This window comes from Candidatus Nitrosotenuis aquarius, assembly GCF_002787055.1.
GTDB classification, from domain to species: domain Archaea; phylum Thermoproteota; class Nitrososphaeria; order Nitrososphaerales; family Nitrosopumilaceae; genus Nitrosotenuis; species Nitrosotenuis aquarius.
Genome location: NZ_CP024808.1, coordinates 1,302,260 through 1,319,078, shown reverse-complemented (window position 1 = coordinate 1,319,078; position 16,819 = coordinate 1,302,260). Strand labels below are relative to the sequence as shown.

The window sequence follows — 16,819 nt, the reverse complement described above, 5'->3', positions numbered from 1 at the left end:
ATCATTAGAGTGCTCTTATAACTTTTAAGAGCTCTAGCGTGCCTTGCAGATCATCCAAGTCATTAAGATCAATTTGCGGTTTGACTATTTCTGTAATCGGGGTTTGGGAACCAGTAACGTCAACTCCTGCCACCAATGGATACTCGTATGTTGTTGTAGCAAAGTAAGTCTGGGCCTTTTCCTCTAACATATACTGGATGAATCTTTCAGCAAGTGCCTTGTTCTTTGTAGTGTCAACTACGCCAGCTCCTGCAATGTTGATCATAGATCCTGCATCCCCGCTAGTATAGTGGTTTGCAACTGGAAGACTGGGATTCTTTGCTTTGATGTTGTGCATATAATAGTTGTTTACAAAGCCAACATGAATTTCCCCTCGGCCAATTGCCTCGACTATTGGGGCATTGCCTGAAAATACAACTGGATCATTTTCCATTATTCCGACTAGCCATTCTTTTGCTCTGTCTTCGCCTTCCAAGACTCGAAGTGCAGTGACAAAGGACTGGAATGAACCATTAGATGGAGCCCAGCCAATCTTTCCCTTCCATTTTGGATCTAGGAAGCCCCAAATAGAATCTGGCAGTTCGGATTGGTCAACCAGATTTACATTATAATTAACTACTCGCGCTCTACCAGAGATACCGACCCATTCATCAGTAGATGAGCGATAATCAGAATCTACTTTTTCTAGAATTGATGGTGATAATGCAAGTAACCGTCCTTCTTTAGCTAAAGCCCCAAGTGCACCTGCATCTTGAGCAAAGTATACATCAGCTGGACTATTTTGTCCTTCTTCCATTATTGCCAGAGCCATAGCCGCTGTATCTCCATATCGAACTTGGGTTTTGATGCCAGTGTCTTGCTCAAATTGGGCAATAATAGGTCCGACCAGAGTTTCTGCTCTGCCAGAATATATTGTCAGGACTTGGTTTTGTCGCGGTGTTACATCGACGGCCATGGTTTCTTCTGCGGTCTCAATTTCGATTGGTTCATCAATGACTTTTGCATCCATAGATTCTGCAGTTTCAGATTCAGGTTCGTCAACTGTGAGTGTTTCCGTGGGTTTTTCTGTGACAGTATCAGATGCCATGGGTTTTTCGGCAGTGGTGACTCTGTCACTATCCATGGAATTATCAGAATTATTTGGTATTGCCATAAAACCAACAACACCTATGATTATAGCTGCTGCAATTGCTATGCCAACTATGGGAAAAGTCTTATTCACAGGTCGGCTAATTTTACATTATTATTTAAACTCAGAATAACAATCCACAACCTTAGAGTATCTTTTTGGAATTGTAAACTAGGCAGAACCAGACACTGGTTTGGGATTATAGGATGCTTTGGATTTTTATTTTATGTCAAGAATAATTCCGGCGTTCCTGAGATTAGACTAGCCATAAAACCACGACCAAAACTTATAACCAAAAATCGCTAAACACACCAAATGGGCCTAGTCAAGAACATGGCAAAGGAGATAACAAAAGAAATCGGCAACAAGTCGCGCGAATTCTACGAGTTTGTCCTGCCGCCAGTAGACATGATCTTGGAAAATGACTCACTTACCGTGATAATTGATCTGCCAGGATTTGAGAAAAAAGACATCAAGCTGGCAATTCACAAAAACGTTCTATCGATTTCTGCGCAAAAGCCAGAATCCAAAGTAGAAGGCGCAATCTACAGGCAGCGCCCAAATACAATAGACAAAAAAATTCTCTTGCCCATCCACACCAAGGAAGAGGCCGTCATCTCTGCAAAATTTGCACAAGGCGTACTGACAGTAAAAATTCCCTATTCCAAAAAGGAAATTCCAATAGAATAGTTATTTTTTCCTAAATACAGCAAAGATTCCCATTATTACAAATGTGCCAACCATGCCGGCAGTAGCGGCCGTAGCATTTTGTGCATACAAAACGGCAGAGCCAATGAATACAGCCGAAGACAAGATACTTCCTGCAAGCAGAGTGTCCCGCTTTGGTTTTTTGTTTAATTGCAGTGTCCTATTTTCTTCTAGGAATTTTTTTAGCTCTGGCGCAATAGATATGGTTGCATCAAGGGATTTTGCAAATCGAGTAAAGGAATGCTTGATTTCCTCGATATATGCATCCTTGATTAGCTGTTCTTCTTCTAGAATGTTCTTTAGGACTTTGACGAACTTAAAGTCAACCTTGTGGGTTTTGTAGATTCCTTCTATGATAGAGCTCATTCGAAGATACAGTGCCAGATTCTTTGGCAGCATGAATGGAAATTTTGACATAGTTTTGTTTGCCAGCTCCATCAAGGCCTTTACCTCCATTTCGTCTGGCTTTTTGCCGTACATTGTCCTAATTGACATGTCAATTCCCTGCTCTATGACACTGCGGTTGAAGTCAGGCGTCAGCATTCCTAGCTCCGACATGGCGTTTACTGTTCGTGGTGGGTCTTTTTCTACCAGTGCTAGGTACAATCGCACAATTCTCATTCTGGTTTCATTGTCGATTTTGCCAACCATACCAAAATCATACAAAATCAGAGAGCCATCATTTGCTATTGAGATATTGCCTGGGTGCGGGTCTGCATGAAATATTGAATCACGAAGCAACATTGTAAAGAAGACCTTGTGGACATCGATGACTATTTTTTGCCTGTCGATTCCGGCCTTGTCCAGATCTTCAATGTTTGTTATTTTTATTCCAGGAATGTATTCCATGGTAAGGATGTTTTTTGTTGAATAATCGTCATACACCTCGGGAATCCGCACATTGTCGTGTCGAGCTAGATTTTTCTTGATTGTCTTGAGGTTCTTTGATTCTATAGTATAGTCTAACTCTTCATGTATGGTTTCTATGAACTGCGACAGCATTGATTGCGCGGAAAATCTCAGATTAGGATCGACAAATTGCATTGCAATTGGCAGGACTTTTTTTAGGACACGGATGTCTTGTGTTATGATTTTTTCAATTCCCGGTCGCTTTACTTTGACAATGACGTCTTGGTCTTTTATTTTTGCCAGATACACTTGGCCAAGCGATGCGCCAGAGACTGCCTTTGTGTTTATTGTGGAAAACTTGTCCAAAGATCCTAAGTCTTGCTCTATGATTGGCTTTATTTTCTCAAAGGATTCTGCCGGAACGTCGTCTTGCAGCTTTGAGAGCTCTTCTAAATATGGTTGCGGCAAGATATCAGCTCGTGATGAAAGCCACTGGCCCAGCTTGATGTAGACAGGACCTAATGAGACAAAAGTATTGAGGACCTTGCTTGCGTTTTTTTGAAATCTTGCCAGATCCAGATTTTTTCCCTCAGAGCGGACCCAGGCTTTTCTGTCCTTTCTTAATGCCAGAATTAGTGGGACTAGCTTTATCAAAACATGGATGGTTCGAGCTGTGCTCATAACATCACTGGCCTTTAGCCTTTTTTGCTAGCTTGTAGCCAACATAGCCAATTGCTATAGATGATACAATTCCTGCGGCAGCTGCAATCTGTTTGTCTTTTTTTGTCTTGCCAGATTTTTTGTAAATGTGTGATGCTATTTTGGCACCGCCAATTGCCCCGCTTGCCAGGCCCACCAGGACTTCTTGAGCGTCATAGACTAGATGTCCTAGTGGATCGTCATGTGGGTTGACCCTGTCCATGTGGACTAGGTACTTGTCTTTGTATTCGCGAATGTGCAGGTTTTTGTATCGGAATTGCCTTTGTGCGCCGTTTTTGTGGCCAAGCTTTGTTTCTTGGGCCTGCTCTAGCATGAATGGTCGAATCTCTTTTGGGATTTCGATTTCATCAGAAGACATGGATTGAAAATACCATCACTTGATTAATAATTCTAGTGGGTTTGGCTTTCTTCTGCCTGAGCCTGCTTTCTCTTTTTGATTTTCTTGAATATGACATAGCCTGCCACACCAGCTATTGTCAGGCCGATGATTCCTGGCGCAAAGTCCATTGGTGTAGGCTCTGGCTTTATGGTCATGTCCTTGAGTGTCACAGTTGCAATTTCCGATACTAGGTGTTCTTGCCTCAGATCATCCTTGTATCGAACTGTAACCTTGATTTTGTGGTCGCCGTACTTTGGCTCGCCGTCAAACTCTACTGGGATGTTAAACGGCACTGGCGAGTCTGTTTCTAGCTCGTCAATGAACTGGGTTACCTTTTTGAGATTAGAGCCTTCCAGTGGTTCTAGTGTCACAAACGCAAAAAGGGCATTGATGTTGCCTTCGTTTATGATATCCCCGATTATGGTCTGCTGGTCTCCTAGCTCTATTACCTTGATGTCGTAGATCCTTGCGTCGATCAAACCATTAATGTAAAAGTCTACAGTCCTTGTGTCCTCTATTTTGTCTCCATGCGCGTTAAAATACGACACCAGCAATGGTGTGTGAAGTGTTTCTGTTCTGACATTTTCAGGAACATAGACAGAAAAAGAAAATTTCTTGGACGACTTTGTATCTATTGTGCCAATGTCCCATTCGTTTTGATCAAAGACAACATTTTCTATGTTTGTTAAGGTAGTGGATCTGTCTGACTGGAACTGGCTGTTTTGCAATACAACCTTGACATTCGATAATGGCGCAGTTCCTGTGTTTGTTATCTCTACTGTGACGTCATTTGTTTTAAGAGATGTTAAAAATGGATTATCAGCCTTGAGATTCAGGATGCTTTCTCCAGTGACCCTGAAATTAAAGTCAAAAAACGAGTTTCTGGTGCCAGACTCTCGCAGTCTGGTATAATCTAGCTTGACAGTTGCAGGAAATTGCTGTACAGATACGCCCTTGTCCAGATTTACAAAGAATGTCAGCGAAAAGTGTTTTCCTGCAGTTGCCTCGGAATCGCTGTCCGCAAAAATTAGTGCGCCCTTGCCATCTGATGAGCTAAAGCCCATCGGCATTAGGAGCTGTCCTTTGATTCCAGTGATGTCTTGCGAACCTACATTTGCAAATACCACGGTAAGTGGAACGTTCTTGTCGCCTGGCGTTACCTCGATTTTGTTATCCAGAGTGCCAAAATACGCATCTAGGAACTTGACATCGCCAAAATTACGCTCAAATGGCGAGTCGCCTTTGCCTAGCTGGGCATAGGCATCCAACACTGGCGATAATACAATCAGAGATATCATGACATAGACCAGAGTTTTCATACTGTCAGCTCCATTTTTGGCGGCACGTCCTCTCCCTCAAATGCGCGCCCGTCCTTGATAGTGATGACTCGGTCCACTTCGCCGAACTGGTGTCTGTCGTGCGTTACTATGATGAATGTCTGGTTTAGCTTTTTTGCCATTGACTTCATTAGCTGTACGATTGTTTCTGCAGTAACAGAGTCTAGGTTTCCTGTCGGCTCATCAGCTAGCACTATTGTTGGATGATTCACTAGGCCCCTTGCGATTGCCGCTCTCTGGGCTTGTCCGCCAGAGACCTTGTTTGCTCTCTTGTTCATTTGCGATTCTAATCCCACTGCCTTGAGCAGGTCTGTTGCTTCTTTGTATGCATTTTGATCTGATCTCTGTATGTTTCTTGGCAGCAATACATTTTCCAAAATTGTAAGGTCTGCCATAAGATTTGAAAATTGAAAGATAAAGCCTAGCTTGGAGTTTCTAAATTCCGAGATTTTTCCATCTGATAGCTTGGTAGTATTTTTTCCATCAATTATTACTTGGCCGCTGCTTGGCCTGTCCAATAGTCCAATCATGTTAAGCAGTGTAGACTTGCCAGAGCCGGAGCTGCCAACAATTAGCAAGAACTCTCCTTTTTTTACAGAAAATGAGACATTGTCTAGTGCCTGGACTCGAGTGTCTCCCTGGCCGAAGACCTTGTTGACATTTTTTAATTCCAGCACAATATCAGACATATCTCATTGCCTCCACAGGTTGCAGCTTAGTTGCCTTGTATGACGGGTAAATCGACGCCACTACTGCCAATGAAAATGCCATGATTGCAGTCTGGGTGATTTTTGCCCAGTCGTAGCTTACCTCTAGTGGAATGGACCCTGCAAAGGTCATCTTGGTCTCTTTTGCGTAAAACGTGTATCCTAGGCCCATTGCCGTGCCTATTCCGGCGCCGATTGCGCCAATCATCATACCTTGGACAATGAAGATAATCAGAATGTCCTTTCTTTTGGCGCCAATTGCACGCATGACACCTACCTCTCTTGTCTTGCTGGATACTAGCATCATCTGGATTGTTACAACTGCGAATGCAGATGACATTAACCCGAAATAGCCAATCATGTTTATCATGGCAATGCCTGATCTGAAACCGCTAAGTGCTGCCTCTGCAGATTCCTCTATTGTTTCTGCCTTGAAATCATCATTTGGAAAAGTCCTGAGAAAATAATTTTTCACATCGGATGCCTTTTTTGGATCATTTAGCTTTACCAGAATTTCTCCCGTCTCTCCGTCTCTGTCCAGCATGTCTCGCAATGCATCAATGTGCATTATTATCTCAGAGTCTAGGCCCTGGCCTCCAGGCGATGTTGTTATACCAGTGATAAGGAATCTTCGGACCTGGTCTTCGCCTCGCCTGTCGGTGATCTTTATTTTGACGCTGTCACCAACTCTGGCTCCGCCGAGATCATCGACTACCCTGGATCCGATAACAAGTGAGTTTCTTGAAAAGACAAATTGGCCATCACTTACTGTTTGATAGGCTGTTGATACCCTTGGATCCCGCATCGGATCTACACCAATGACTGGAACTCGGAACTCCTCGACTAATTTTCCATTTTTTGTTACGTTAATTGATGCGGATGACTGCATCCTGGGCGTTGCGGCCTCAACATATGGGATTCGCTCAAACCATCCTACCAGAAAAGTATCGGATTTTGTGATAAAGCTCTCCTCGTCTGTCACCAGGACATCTCCGAATCTATAGCTGGACAGATCCCGGACAATTGCATCGTATAATCCTTGGAAAATTACAAAATTCACATGAATTACCAAAATTCCAATTGACACGGCGAGCACTGCGCCAATCAGGGAGCCCTTTTTGTTGGAGAGCATCCTTTTTGCCAGCTGGACTCGGTAATCCATGGGTATAGTAATTTAGTCTGATATTTAATGTATTATATGCCTAAAATGCCTAAATCGGACATTTCGATCAAAGAATAGTAGTGTTTAATAAGAAACTAGTGCCTAACTGTAGCAAATTGGACAAATTAGACGTGGACATTTTGCACGCATTGCTGGACAACTGCCGCGAATCCGACAGGCAAATAGGAACTAGAATAGGAATTTCCGGTGCTGCAGTAAAGTCTAGAATTGCAAAGATGACAAAAAACGGAATCATCGAGGACTATACCCTGAAAATAGAGCCGCCCGTTTTTGGTTACAGCTTGTTGTATATTGTGGTGACAGGCCAGAACATGAATGAAATCCTAAAACAGGTGGAATTGATTGGCGAGCCGTTCTTGGTTGTGCCAATTGTTGGCGGAATCACGGTTTGTGGAATTGTGGTTAAGGAAAATGTTTCTCAAAAAATAGAGCTTGCAAAGGGATTGATGAAAGATGTCAGGCTGTTGTCAATATTTGAAGCAGAAAACCCCGGAATACGATCGGATCTTACAAGGACCGATGTCGATATCATTAGCGAGCTGCTAAAGAACCCGCGGGCAAAGATAGACGATCTGGCAAAAAAGACAAAACTCTCCACAAAAACCATTACGCGATCTTTGCAGAAACTGCAAAACGACGAGGCAATCCAGTTTACCATGATTTACGATCCTACCAAGTTTGGCCAGTACATTCCTTTTGTGGTGTTGGCTTGGGTTGCAGGCGACTTTAATGAGACCCTCAAGTCACTCAAAAAAGAGTTTTCCGAGTCGTTTTTGATGAAGCCGTTTTTGTCAAAAAACCAGATTGTACTGTTCTTGTTTTCAAACAATATTTTTGAGCTGGATTCCATAACGCAAAGGGTGCGTGGAATCAAGGGGGTCGGATCTGCGGACCTGTTCATTCCAAAAAAGATAACATTCCCCCAGAAATGGATTACAAATGCAATCAAGGAAGCAAAGGCTTCCCAAAAACTGCACCTGGCATATCATTAAAATCCATCCAAAATCCAGGGCTGTACAGATGAGAAAAAAGAAGATCTATGACGGCAAGATTTTAGGCCTGAGCCTCTATGATATTACAATTCAGGGACGCAAAGTAAAGCGCGAAATTATAGAACACCGAGGGGCTGCAGCAATTTTGGCATTTGATGAGAAAGGCAAGGTCATACTAGTAAAACAGCACAGATTTCCGCACGGATACGTTCTGGAGATTCCTGCAGGCACGCTGGAAAGGGGTGAGAAGCCGATCAGATGTGCTTTTCGCGAAATCCAAGAGGAAACTGGCTACAAGGCGGCAAAAATGACGCACTTTTTGACGTACTATCCGTCTGTTGGGTATAACAGAGAGGCAATCCACTGCTTTGTTGCAAAAAACCTCAAAAAGGCAAGCGGGCAGGCACTGGATGAAGACGAGATAATGTCTGTGGTAAAGATGGATTTTAAGCGCCTCATATCCATGATAAAGGCAGGAAAAATCATCGACTCCAAGACAATCTGTGCTGCTCTGACCTATGCTGCAAAGAACAAGCTGTACTAGATGATATTCTAGTAGACTGGCTTGACCAGATCTGCAACGTCTGCCCAGGACCTAGAGACTCGCTCAAACATGTAGATTAGATCCAGCAGATCAATTTGGAGCTGGTTTTTTTGCTCTATTGAGGATCTGATGTCAGATATTTTTCTCTGGAATTTCCTGTGGCTTGCTATTGCGTCAATTGCCAAGCTCCTGTTTTGCTCGATGAACGCGTCAATTGATTTTTGGTGAATTGACTCTATGTCTTTGGTTAGCTCGTAGATTTTTTTGAGGTCGTTTTTTGATAGTGTTGTGTTGGACAGTGAATTTGCAATTTCTACCAGAGTATCGCTTGTTGTCTCTAGAATGTTTGCTGCAATTCTGTAATCCAGAACATCAATGTTTTCTAGATGAAATGCGGTTGCAAGCCTTTTGTCAGATATGGTGCTTCTGATTAGTCTGACCAGAAGAAAATACTGCCTATCCACTTCGTCGTCTCGGTGTGATAAAGTCTGTAGATTTGATCTGTCGTCTGATATCAAAGAGGATGATATATCATTGAACATTCCCAGTGCAATAGAGCTGATTCGCTTGAGAATTTTTTGTGGATTTAGTGTGGCAGCGTCAAGCAGAAACTGGACATTTACATTTGACGAGTCTTCTTCTACAATTTCCATTCCAACAAGCCTTCTCATGGAATTGCGGATTTTTTCCCTGTCTTCTGCTGGAATGGTAGTCTTTGCCTTTATTCGAATAATGTCATAGCCAATCAGATATGCGCCGGTAATGTTTGCAACAATGTTTTCGTCCTGCGGCAATGGATAGGATATTACGACTTCCTTTGACGGTCGCTCTGTTTTGCCTGCGGTAATTGATACTGTATTGTCGGATGTTTCTAGTTCTACCTCGGCGCTCTTGTCTAGGTGGTTTGCTTCGACCCATTCCTTTGGCAATGATACTAGGATGCTGCTTCCTATCTTTTGCAGGCGTCGAATGAATTTAGGCAATTTATACTGATTTAATTAATTTAAGCCATATTCTTATATTTTTATTCAAATTTAAACTCAGATCAGATGAAGGGGATTGCATTTAGCCCTGCACACATAACTGGATTCTTCAAGGCAGAACTAGACCAGACAGCAAGGCCTGAAATGCAAGGCTCCTTGGGTGCGGGCTTTTCCATCCAAGAAGGAGTCACCACAACAGTCGAAGTGCAAGACTCTGAATTTTCTGATCATTCCATTACAATTTCTGGATACCAGCCAGACAATACGCAGGTCTCTGAATTTGTAATTTCCGAATTTCTCAAAAACATGCAGGGAAATTATTTTCTCAAAATACACCACGACATCAAGATCCCAGTGGGCTATGGTTTAGGATGTTCTGCGGCAGTTGCATTATCATTGGCGTATGCGCTAAACTCTGCATTTAGGACAAACTATACCAAAGAACAACTTGGTACCATGGCGCACAATGCCGAGGTGATGTGCAGGACAGGCCTGGGCGATGTCTTGGCGTCATATCACGGTGGATTTGAGATTCGAGTAAAGGGCGGCGCGCCAGGAATTGGCCAAATCAAGAAAATACCTTCAGAGTCACATAGTGCAATAATGATTTGCTTTTCGCCAATTTCCACAAAGCAATTCCTCAAGGACAGACTTGCATCGATAAACGGCCTTGGCGGAAAAATGGTGGACAAGCTTGTGCAGACAAAAAATATCGACCAGTTCCATGACTATTCCATTGAATTTGCAAACTATGTGGATATCATAACACCAAAGATGAAATCGGTAATTGACGATCTGAAACAAAACGGAATTAGGTGTGGTGTCGCCCTTTTTGGCGAGACAATATTTACACTGGTAAAGCCAGAAATGGAGGAAAAAGTGATTTCTATTTTGGAAAAATATCCTGACGGAATCATAATCAGATCGAAAATCGACCAAGTCGGTGCAAGACTAGTACATTGAATCATATTCCATCAAACCATCCGCGGGCAAAATCGCTGTACATTCGGGAAAAACTGGTCGAAGCATTTGATGCAGGTCTTGTCGCAAAGGAAGGCCTCATGGCGCACGGCCGTGGCGAGGCATTTGACTATTTGATTGGGGAAAAGACATCAAGATCTGCCAAAAAGGCAATTTTGGCTGCTGCCTTTATGCTAAAACAGGCACAAAATCCCGTAATTTCTGTAAACGGCAACATTGCAGGGCTGTGCCCAAAGGAAATAGTCCAGCTTGCAAAAGCCTCTGGCGCAAAAATAGAGGTAAACCTGTTTTATGCAACAGAGGCCAGGCGACAAAACATTTTTCGCGTATTGAAAAAAAATGGCGCATCCAAGATCTATGGAATGGACAGGAAAAACTCTACAAAACTTTCAGGCCTGGATTCTGCTAGAAGAATTGTGGACAGGGACGGAATTTATTCTGCGGATGTGGTTGTTGTTCCACTGGAAGACGGCGATCGCACACTTGCGCTAAAAAAGGCCGGAAAAAAAGTAATTACATTTGATCTAAACCCAATGTCTAGAACCGCAGAGACTGCTGATATTACAATAGTGGACAATGTAATTCGCGCAATAACACTATTGATAAAATCTTGCAAAAACCCCAAAAAGACAAAATTTGACAATTCCAAAAATCTTGCATTGGCAATACAAGAAATCAAAGCAAATCTGACTAGGAGGGCTCGCAATGCACAAGTCAGTTAAGGACATACTAGACAAGAAAAAAAATGGCCAGAAAATCTCTGTCATTACTGCATATGACTATACCCTAGCGTCATTGTGCGATAAAGCTGGCATCGACATCATGCTAGTTGGCGACAGCGCCGGCATGGTCATGCTTGGATATGAAAATACAATACCTGTTACCATGGACCAGATGGTTCTATTTACAGAGGCAGTATCTCGTGCAAGACAAAATTCGCTTGTAGTGGCCGACATGCCTTTCATGTCATACCAGGCAAGCGCATCGGATGCACTCGCAAACTCTGGCAGATTAATCAAGGCAGGAGCTGATGCTGTAAAACTAGAAGGCGGCAAAATTGTTGCACCTACCATTCAGGCAATAGTGGAGACAGGCATTCCTGTTATGGGCCACATTGGATTTCAGCCTCAAACTACCACGCTTGCGCAAGGATATAGAGTCCAGGCAAAGACAAAGGACGCTGCAATTACACTAATAGAAGATGCAAAAGCCTTGGAGAAAGCTGGTGCATTTTCTATAGCACTTGAAATGGTTACATCTGAAGTGGCAAAAATAATTTCCGAATCGGTATCGATTCCTACTATTGGTATAGGATCTGGCAAATTCTGTGACGGCCAAGTCTTGGTAGTGCATGACGTTCTGGGAATGTATGACAAGCTAAAACCAAAATTCGTAAAGCAATACATGACATTATCTGACCAGATAACAAAGGCCATATCACTATACAAATCAGATGTGGAAGCTGGGAAATTTCCTGCAAAGGAAAACTGGTTTACAATGGAAAAATCCGAGCTGGATAAGCTCATGAAGGAAATTGAATAAGCATCCATCCTTGGACATAGTGGAATCATACGGAACAGAACTGGCTGGGAAAAAAATCGTCCTATGTGTTACAGGAAGCGTTGCTGCATACAAGGCAATAGAATTAGCTAGATTATTGATGAGGCATGGTGCTGATGTTACCTGCGTTGCAAGTGAAGCTGTTACAAAACTGATCCAGCCAGATTACTTCAAGTGGGCAACAGGAAATAGAGTCATAACAAAACTCACAGGCAAAATGGAACATGTTGCGTTGGCCGATTACAAAAAATCCGATTGCATCATAGTATATCCTGGAACTGCAAATACTTTGGGAAAGCTTGCAAACGGAATTGATGACACGCCGATTTCTACAGTGTTGACTGTAGGATTTGGTGCAAAAATTCCCATAATAATGGCACTTGCAATGCACCAGGCAATGTATGAGAATGTCGCCGTATTGCGAAATATTTCATTTCTCAAGGAGCGAGTCGAGTTTATCGAGCCTAATTTTATAGAAGGAAAGGCAAAGGTGGCCGAGCCTGAGGACGTGCTGGATTATGTTTTGGACAGGTTTGGCCGATCCTCTGTTTTGTCCGGCAAAAAAATACTCATCACCGCAGGCCCCACCGCCGAGCCAATAGACACTGTCCGGGTTTTGACAAACCAGAGCTCAGGAAAAACTGGTGTTTTGCTTGCAAGGGAAATGATTTCAGCTGGCGCCGGAGTCACACTTGTGTATGGGCCTGGAACCGAAAAACCGCCAAAGGGAGCTAAAACCATACCGGTAAAGACAGTTCGGCAAATGTTTGATGCAGTAAAAAAAGAACTACAATCTAGGAGATATGATGTTGCAATTTTGTCTGCGGCACCTGCTGACTATACTACCATACCAGCAAAATCAAAAATAAAAAGTGACAAGGCTAGCATTACTATCAAGCTGCAGAGAGCTCCAAAAATAATAGACAATATCAAGAAAATCCAAAAAGACATTTTTCTGGTTGGATTCAAGGCGGAAACCAACATTTCAAGGAAAAAGCTTGTCCAGCTGGCAAAAAAGAAACTCGGAGAATCTCAGTCAGATATTATAGTTGCAAACGACATAGGGACAAAATATCAGAAAAACCGCGAGCTAAACGAAGTCATTATTGTGGATAAATCAGGCAATATTGCAAGCTCGGGACGTAAAAAGAAAGAAGAGATATCAAAGTTTATCAGAAAGCAAATCGAGAAAAAACTCGCTTGAATGTTACTATAATTCTTGCATTATCAATTGCTGTCTTGATTGTGAATCTGCCTGACTCGTTTGCACAGGAATTTGACTCTGAATCCATGAATTTGCCAATGCCGAACATTTCAATGAGTCCAATTTCCGGCCCGCCAGGCACGGAAATCGCCATTACAATCAAGAACATGCCCCCTGTTCCAGAAGGGCTTGATCCAAGAATAGAGTTGTTTGCATATATTCCGTTTGTTACCGCACTAGGTGACAATGTTGCAAACAACTGCAACGGCGAGCACTGCTTTCCGGTTTATTCATTTGAGGAAATTGCAGCTGACAAGCTAGCGCCAAAGACAATCAGATTTTCATTGTTTAGTACCGACAATCCAAAGGCAACCATACAGGGAGGATTTCAAGAATCTGTCTGTGACGTGCGGGTAAATGAAAAGACAATAGAGCGATACGGCACAGTCTGCCATACCATAGACCAGCCTTTGGGCGATTATGAAATTAAATTTGCATGGGGAATCCAGAGCTCTGATAAATTTGACATTAGAAAGACAATGACATTTACCGTAACAGAAAAGGGAACAGAGATTGTCGAAGGTGATGTGGAAAACCCAAGTGAGGCCCTAATGGACGCATTTGAAAAAGGAGAGATAACCGAAGAAGAATTTGACTCTGCAATGTACGAGCTTGGATATGACGATGACGCAATACGAAAATCAAAGGCGCTGCTAGGCAAGCTTCCACACCAAGAAGGCGACTTTGCGCCAGAACAACAAGAAGAGATCCTAGAAGGAATAGAAAAAGCTGAAGAGCAGGCAAAAGAAGAACGCGAATCTGAAGAGACTGTAGTTCCTATTGTAGCCCCGCCAGAGGAACATGCTGAAGTTCCAATGCTAGAAAGTGATGAAAAAGAAGAAGAAACAGCAGCTCCAAGTGGATGTCTTATTGCAACTGCAGCTCATGGAACGGAACTTGCACCACAAGTCCAGATGTTACGAGAAATCAGAGACAATGTCCTGTTTAGGACAAGTTCAGGAACAACATTCATGGCTGGATTCAACGAATTTTATTATTCATTTAGTCCTGCAATAGCAGACCTAGAAAGACAGAGTCCAGTTTTCAGAGAAATTGTAAAAGCTGCCATAACTCCAATGCTTTCCACTATGTCAATTCTGAGCTATGTAGACATTGACTCGGAATCAGAGATACTGGGCTATGGAATTGGAATGATACTGCTCAATACAGGAATTTACTTTGTAGCGCCGGCTCTAGTGATCATTCGAGTTAGAAAATACTTCAAAAGTTAGTCGATATAGCGTACTAGCTTTGCCTCATCCCTGAATTTTATCTGGTTTACCTCGTGCAGATCAGATATCGCATTCATCTTCATAAGATTAGAGCTTACAGTGTACAGTGTGTCATCAATGTAAAATGACCTGCTTCCGTACCCATAATACTCGTAGCCGGTGCCGTTTGAATGCATTATAGTTCCCTTTAGATCAAAGCCGGAATCCTTGACATCATACACATAGAATCCTCTCCATGTTGTTGGCTCGACATATCTGCCATCCTTGTAGTACGGCTCTATGTTATAGTTGTAATTGGAAATTGGTATTGACAAAATTCCCTTTTGCTTGTCAAAGAGCATTGCCTTGTGGTCGTTTAGCACTTCGGAATCTGTTCCTTGTTTTCCTATTATTTCCACGTCTACTGCGGATGGTTTGGACACATCTGTTACATCAAATAGCGCCAGCTTTACTCCTTCTGTCTGGACTCCGCCCCACTGGTTTTCCTTGGTGTCCCTGCCTATACCAATGACATGATTTTCGTCATATGGGTGGAGATACTGCGAAAATCCTGGAATTTTGAGCTCGCCCAGTACTTTTGGCGTGTCTGTGGACAGATCAATTACAAAGAACGGGTCCATTCTTTGAAATGTCACCAGATATAGTCGGTCGCCCATGAATCTTGCGGAATAAATGGACTCGTCCTTTGCTATTTGTTCTAGTGCCCCTACGCGCATCAGATTTTCATCTAAAACGTAGACATTATTGTGCAGATACGAGCGATTTGAATAAAATTCCGATGTGGTTGCTATTCGGAATCTGTTTTCCGACTCGTCCATTGAGAACTGGTTGAGCAGCCTTCCAGGGACCTCGCCCTTTGCTAGATATTTTAGCTCGCCAGAGTTTAGGCCTATTTTGTGGATTACTGTCTTTAGTGTTTCCTGTTGTATTTTCAGCTCGTAATCGTTGATTGCTGACTGGATTTTCTCAAATAATTTTGATTTTTCCGACTGTGACATGGAATTGTAGGTGTTTTGGAGCAGATCGGATACTTTGCTCCATTTTTCGGATTCGCTTAATGTGGAATCGTTTGTTATCTGTTTGATTTGTGTCTGGATGTTAGTAGGCAACACTGGCACTATAGCTTCGAAGAATCTGGTCTTTTCGTGGACTTGGTAATATCGATATGGCAGGTTCTTTTGGTATGTAATGTACAGGTTATTTTCAGACATGTAGATTGTTCCTGCGCCGCCCATCATGAAAGTCTCTGATTTTATCTTGTCTGCAAAAACATCGATTGCAGTTACCGTGTTGAAATTATGGTAGGATTCTGGATTGTCAAAATAGAAAACGTCTGGAGAAATGATGGTCCTTGCGTCTTCTCTTATTAGTGGAATGATTGGCTGGAAATGATTAACCTCTGCTATTGATATCAGATAGACAAGATTTCCGATCATTCTGGCATTGTGGTAATAGCCGTTGACGGAATAGTCTTTGATTATCTTTGGTGATTCCTTGCTAGAGACATCCATTATTACAATGTGGGTTAGGTTTGTGTAGATTTTTGATGGTGCAAAATTGTATTGTGGGATGTAGTCGGTTTCCTGATAGTCTTGGTAGAAGATGACCAGCCTGTCTCCGTTTAGGAAAATATTTTGTATTGACTGGCCTTGTGGAATGTCGATTCCAACTTTTAGTATGATTTTTGCTGTCTCTGCTGGATAGGCCTCTATTATTGTCAGTTTGTCGCCTGTTACGATGTATACGTACTTGTCATCGTTTTTTAGAAAGTCTGGCTCGTCTACATTTTTGACTTGGACGTTTGTAGTGGAATATCCCGGTTTGGAAGAATCGGTAACTCCTCCATTGGTAGGCGTTGGTACTGGAGCTGATGCCGGTGCTGCTTCTTCAGCCATATTCCATTGTGCATCGGTTCTAGAGAAAGGAGTTGGGAAAACTGTTCTATCAAGAGTTATTGGGCCACCATAGTCTCGATAGTATTGATCTTGAGCTTGTGTTGTTTGAAGGTATTTTTTGAGCTCTTCATATGAAGAGAATTTTTTGAGCTCCTGCGATCCCTCAAGAGATACTAGTGGTGTGTCATCAAATGCGTTTGGCGAAACAACATATGGAGTAGAAGGTGGTGTATTGGTAGGCATCAGAGTCAGAAATATTCCAAATGATCCAGCTACAGAGATTGCTGCGACAACAGCTATAATGATTTTAGTATTCAATATGCACCACGACTAGAATTTGCAATTAAGTATTGCGC

General features: G+C 42.5%; 16 protein-coding genes. 8 read left to right on the top strand and 8 right to left on the bottom strand.

Going from position 1 to position 16,819, the window contains the following annotated elements; genetic code table 11:
• Nucleotides 1–4: 4 nt before the first annotated feature.
• The gene (locus NAQ_RS07680) at nucleotides 5–1,222 is read right to left on the bottom strand and encodes an iron ABC transporter substrate-binding protein (RefSeq protein WP_245871575.1); all 1,218 of its coding nucleotides are present in this window, start codon (nucleotides 1,220–1,222) and stop codon (nucleotides 5–7) included.
• A gap of 222 nt (nucleotides 1,223–1,444) precedes the next feature.
• Here NAQ_RS07680 and hsp14 point away from each other — a divergent pair, with 222 nt between their 5' ends.
• The gene (hsp14, locus tag NAQ_RS07675) at nucleotides 1,445–1,819 is read left to right on the top strand and encodes an archaeal heat shock protein Hsp14 (protein WP_100182968.1); all 375 of its coding nucleotides are present in this window, start codon (nucleotides 1,445–1,447) and stop codon (nucleotides 1,817–1,819) included.
• Here the strand turns inward: hsp14 and NAQ_RS07670 are convergent, their stop codons facing one another.
• From NAQ_RS07670 to NAQ_RS07650, 5 genes are read right to left on the bottom strand one after another with little or no spacing between them, the layout of a single operon-like run.
• Nucleotides 1,820–3,367, bottom strand: a complete 1,548-nt coding sequence (locus NAQ_RS07670; RefSeq protein WP_100182967.1) for an ABC1 kinase family protein — start codon at nucleotides 3,365–3,367, stop codon at nucleotides 1,820–1,822.
• Nucleotides 3,368–3,371: 4 nt separating this feature from the next.
• A complete protein-coding gene (locus tag NAQ_RS07665; protein WP_100182966.1) occupies nucleotides 3,372–3,764 on the bottom strand; it encodes a hypothetical protein in 393 nt (130 codons plus the stop codon).
• Nucleotides 3,765–3,796: 32 nt separating this feature from the next.
• The gene (locus tag NAQ_RS07660) at nucleotides 3,797–5,104 is read right to left on the bottom strand and encodes a COG1361 S-layer family protein (RefSeq protein WP_245871573.1); all 1,308 of its coding nucleotides are present in this window, start codon (nucleotides 5,102–5,104) and stop codon (nucleotides 3,797–3,799) included.
• Nucleotides 5,101–5,811: an ABC transporter ATP-binding protein gene (locus NAQ_RS07655; RefSeq protein ID WP_100182965.1), complete on the bottom strand. Its 711-nt coding sequence runs from the start codon at nucleotides 5,809–5,811 to the stop codon at nucleotides 5,101–5,103. The genes NAQ_RS07660 and NAQ_RS07655 overlap by 4 nt, the downstream gene beginning before the upstream one ends.
• The gene (locus NAQ_RS07650) at nucleotides 5,804–6,991 is read right to left on the bottom strand and encodes an ABC transporter permease (RefSeq protein WP_100182964.1); all 1,188 of its coding nucleotides are present in this window, start codon (nucleotides 6,989–6,991) and stop codon (nucleotides 5,804–5,806) included. The genes NAQ_RS07655 and NAQ_RS07650 overlap by 8 nt, the downstream gene beginning before the upstream one ends.
• Before the next feature lie 116 nt (nucleotides 6,992–7,107).
• On the opposite strand from NAQ_RS07650, the gene NAQ_RS07645 reads away from it, so the two are divergent.
• Together NAQ_RS07645 and NAQ_RS07640 are read left to right on the top strand one after the other, a co-directional pair.
• Nucleotides 7,108–8,004, top strand: a complete 897-nt coding sequence (locus NAQ_RS07645; protein ID WP_100182963.1) for a winged helix-turn-helix transcriptional regulator — start codon at nucleotides 7,108–7,110, stop codon at nucleotides 8,002–8,004.
• Between the two features lie 28 nt (nucleotides 8,005–8,032).
• Nucleotides 8,033–8,548, top strand: a complete 516-nt coding sequence (locus tag NAQ_RS07640; protein ID WP_100182962.1) for an NUDIX hydrolase — start codon at nucleotides 8,033–8,035, stop codon at nucleotides 8,546–8,548.
• 8 nt (nucleotides 8,549–8,556) lie between these two features.
• Here the strand turns inward: NAQ_RS07640 and NAQ_RS07635 are convergent, their stop codons facing one another.
• Complete coding sequence (locus NAQ_RS07635) at nucleotides 8,557–9,531, bottom strand: phosphate signaling complex PhoU family protein (protein WP_100182961.1); 975 nt, start codon at nucleotides 9,529–9,531, stop codon at nucleotides 8,557–8,559.
• A gap of 66 nt (nucleotides 9,532–9,597) precedes the next feature.
• On the opposite strand from NAQ_RS07635, the gene NAQ_RS07630 reads away from it, so the two are divergent.
• Genes NAQ_RS07630 through NAQ_RS10295 form a run of 5 tightly spaced genes read left to right on the top strand, consistent with a single transcriptional unit; the run spans nucleotide 9,598 to nucleotide 14,568 of the window.
• Nucleotides 9,598–10,494, top strand: a complete 897-nt coding sequence (locus NAQ_RS07630) for a pantoate kinase (protein WP_100182960.1) — start codon at nucleotides 9,598–9,600, stop codon at nucleotides 10,492–10,494.
• Nucleotides 10,491–11,234: a 4-phosphopantoate--beta-alanine ligase gene (locus NAQ_RS07625; protein ID WP_100182959.1), complete on the top strand. Its 744-nt coding sequence runs from the start codon at nucleotides 10,491–10,493 to the stop codon at nucleotides 11,232–11,234. The genes NAQ_RS07630 and NAQ_RS07625 overlap by 4 nt, the downstream gene beginning before the upstream one ends.
• On the top strand, nucleotides 11,218–12,054 hold the full coding sequence (panB, locus tag NAQ_RS07620; protein WP_100182958.1) for a 3-methyl-2-oxobutanoate hydroxymethyltransferase: 837 nt from the start codon (nucleotides 11,218–11,220) through the stop codon (nucleotides 12,052–12,054). The genes NAQ_RS07625 and panB overlap by 17 nt, the downstream gene beginning before the upstream one ends.
• Nucleotides 12,047–13,276 carry a bifunctional phosphopantothenoylcysteine decarboxylase/phosphopantothenate--cysteine ligase CoaBC gene (gene coaBC / locus NAQ_RS07615; protein ID WP_100182957.1) on the top strand — a complete coding sequence of 410 codons (1,230 nt, stop codon included), beginning with the start codon at nucleotides 12,047–12,049 and terminating at the stop codon, nucleotides 13,274–13,276. Before panB ends, coaBC begins: the two co-directional genes overlap by 8 nt.
• Nucleotides 13,273–14,568: a CFI-box-CTERM domain-containing protein gene (locus NAQ_RS10295; protein ID WP_177585574.1), complete on the top strand. Its 1,296-nt coding sequence runs from the start codon at nucleotides 13,273–13,275 to the stop codon at nucleotides 14,566–14,568. Before coaBC ends, NAQ_RS10295 begins: the two co-directional genes overlap by 4 nt.
• Here NAQ_RS10295 and NAQ_RS07605 read toward each other — a convergent pair.
• Nucleotides 14,565–16,781: a beta-propeller domain-containing protein gene (locus NAQ_RS07605; protein WP_100182956.1), complete on the bottom strand. Its 2,217-nt coding sequence runs from the start codon at nucleotides 16,779–16,781 to the stop codon at nucleotides 14,565–14,567. The genes NAQ_RS10295 and NAQ_RS07605 overlap by 4 nt on opposite strands.
• Between the last annotated feature and the right edge of the window lie 38 nt (nucleotides 16,782–16,819).

What these genes read in the sequence shown, in the direction of transcription:
- NAQ_RS07630 (WP_100182960.1), top strand. Translation starts at nt 9,598, where the DNA reads ATGAAGGGGATTGCATTTAGCCCTGCACACATAACTGGATTCTTCAAG.
- NAQ_RS07660 (WP_245871573.1), bottom strand. Translation starts at nt 5,104, where the DNA reads ATGAAAACTCTGGTCTATGTCATGATATCTCTGATTGTATTATCGCCA.
- hsp14 (WP_100182968.1), top strand. Translation starts at nt 1,445, where the DNA reads ATGGGCCTAGTCAAGAACATGGCAAAGGAGATAACAAAAGAAATCGGC.
- NAQ_RS07650 (WP_100182964.1), bottom strand. Translation starts at nt 6,991, where the DNA reads ATGGATTACCGAGTCCAGCTGGCAAAAAGGATGCTCTCCAACAAAAAG.
- panB (WP_100182958.1), top strand. Translation starts at nt 11,218, where the DNA reads ATGCACAAGTCAGTTAAGGACATACTAGACAAGAAAAAAAATGGCCAG.
- NAQ_RS07665 (WP_100182966.1), bottom strand. Translation starts at nt 3,764, where the DNA reads ATGTCTTCTGATGAAATCGAAATCCCAAAAGAGATTCGACCATTCATG.
- NAQ_RS07655 (WP_100182965.1), bottom strand. Translation starts at nt 5,811, where the DNA reads ATGTCTGATATTGTGCTGGAATTAAAAAATGTCAACAAGGTCTTCGGC.
- NAQ_RS07670 (WP_100182967.1), bottom strand. Translation starts at nt 3,367, where the DNA reads ATGAGCACAGCTCGAACCATCCATGTTTTGATAAAGCTAGTCCCACTA.
- NAQ_RS07640 (WP_100182962.1), top strand. Translation starts at nt 8,033, where the DNA reads ATGAGAAAAAAGAAGATCTATGACGGCAAGATTTTAGGCCTGAGCCTC.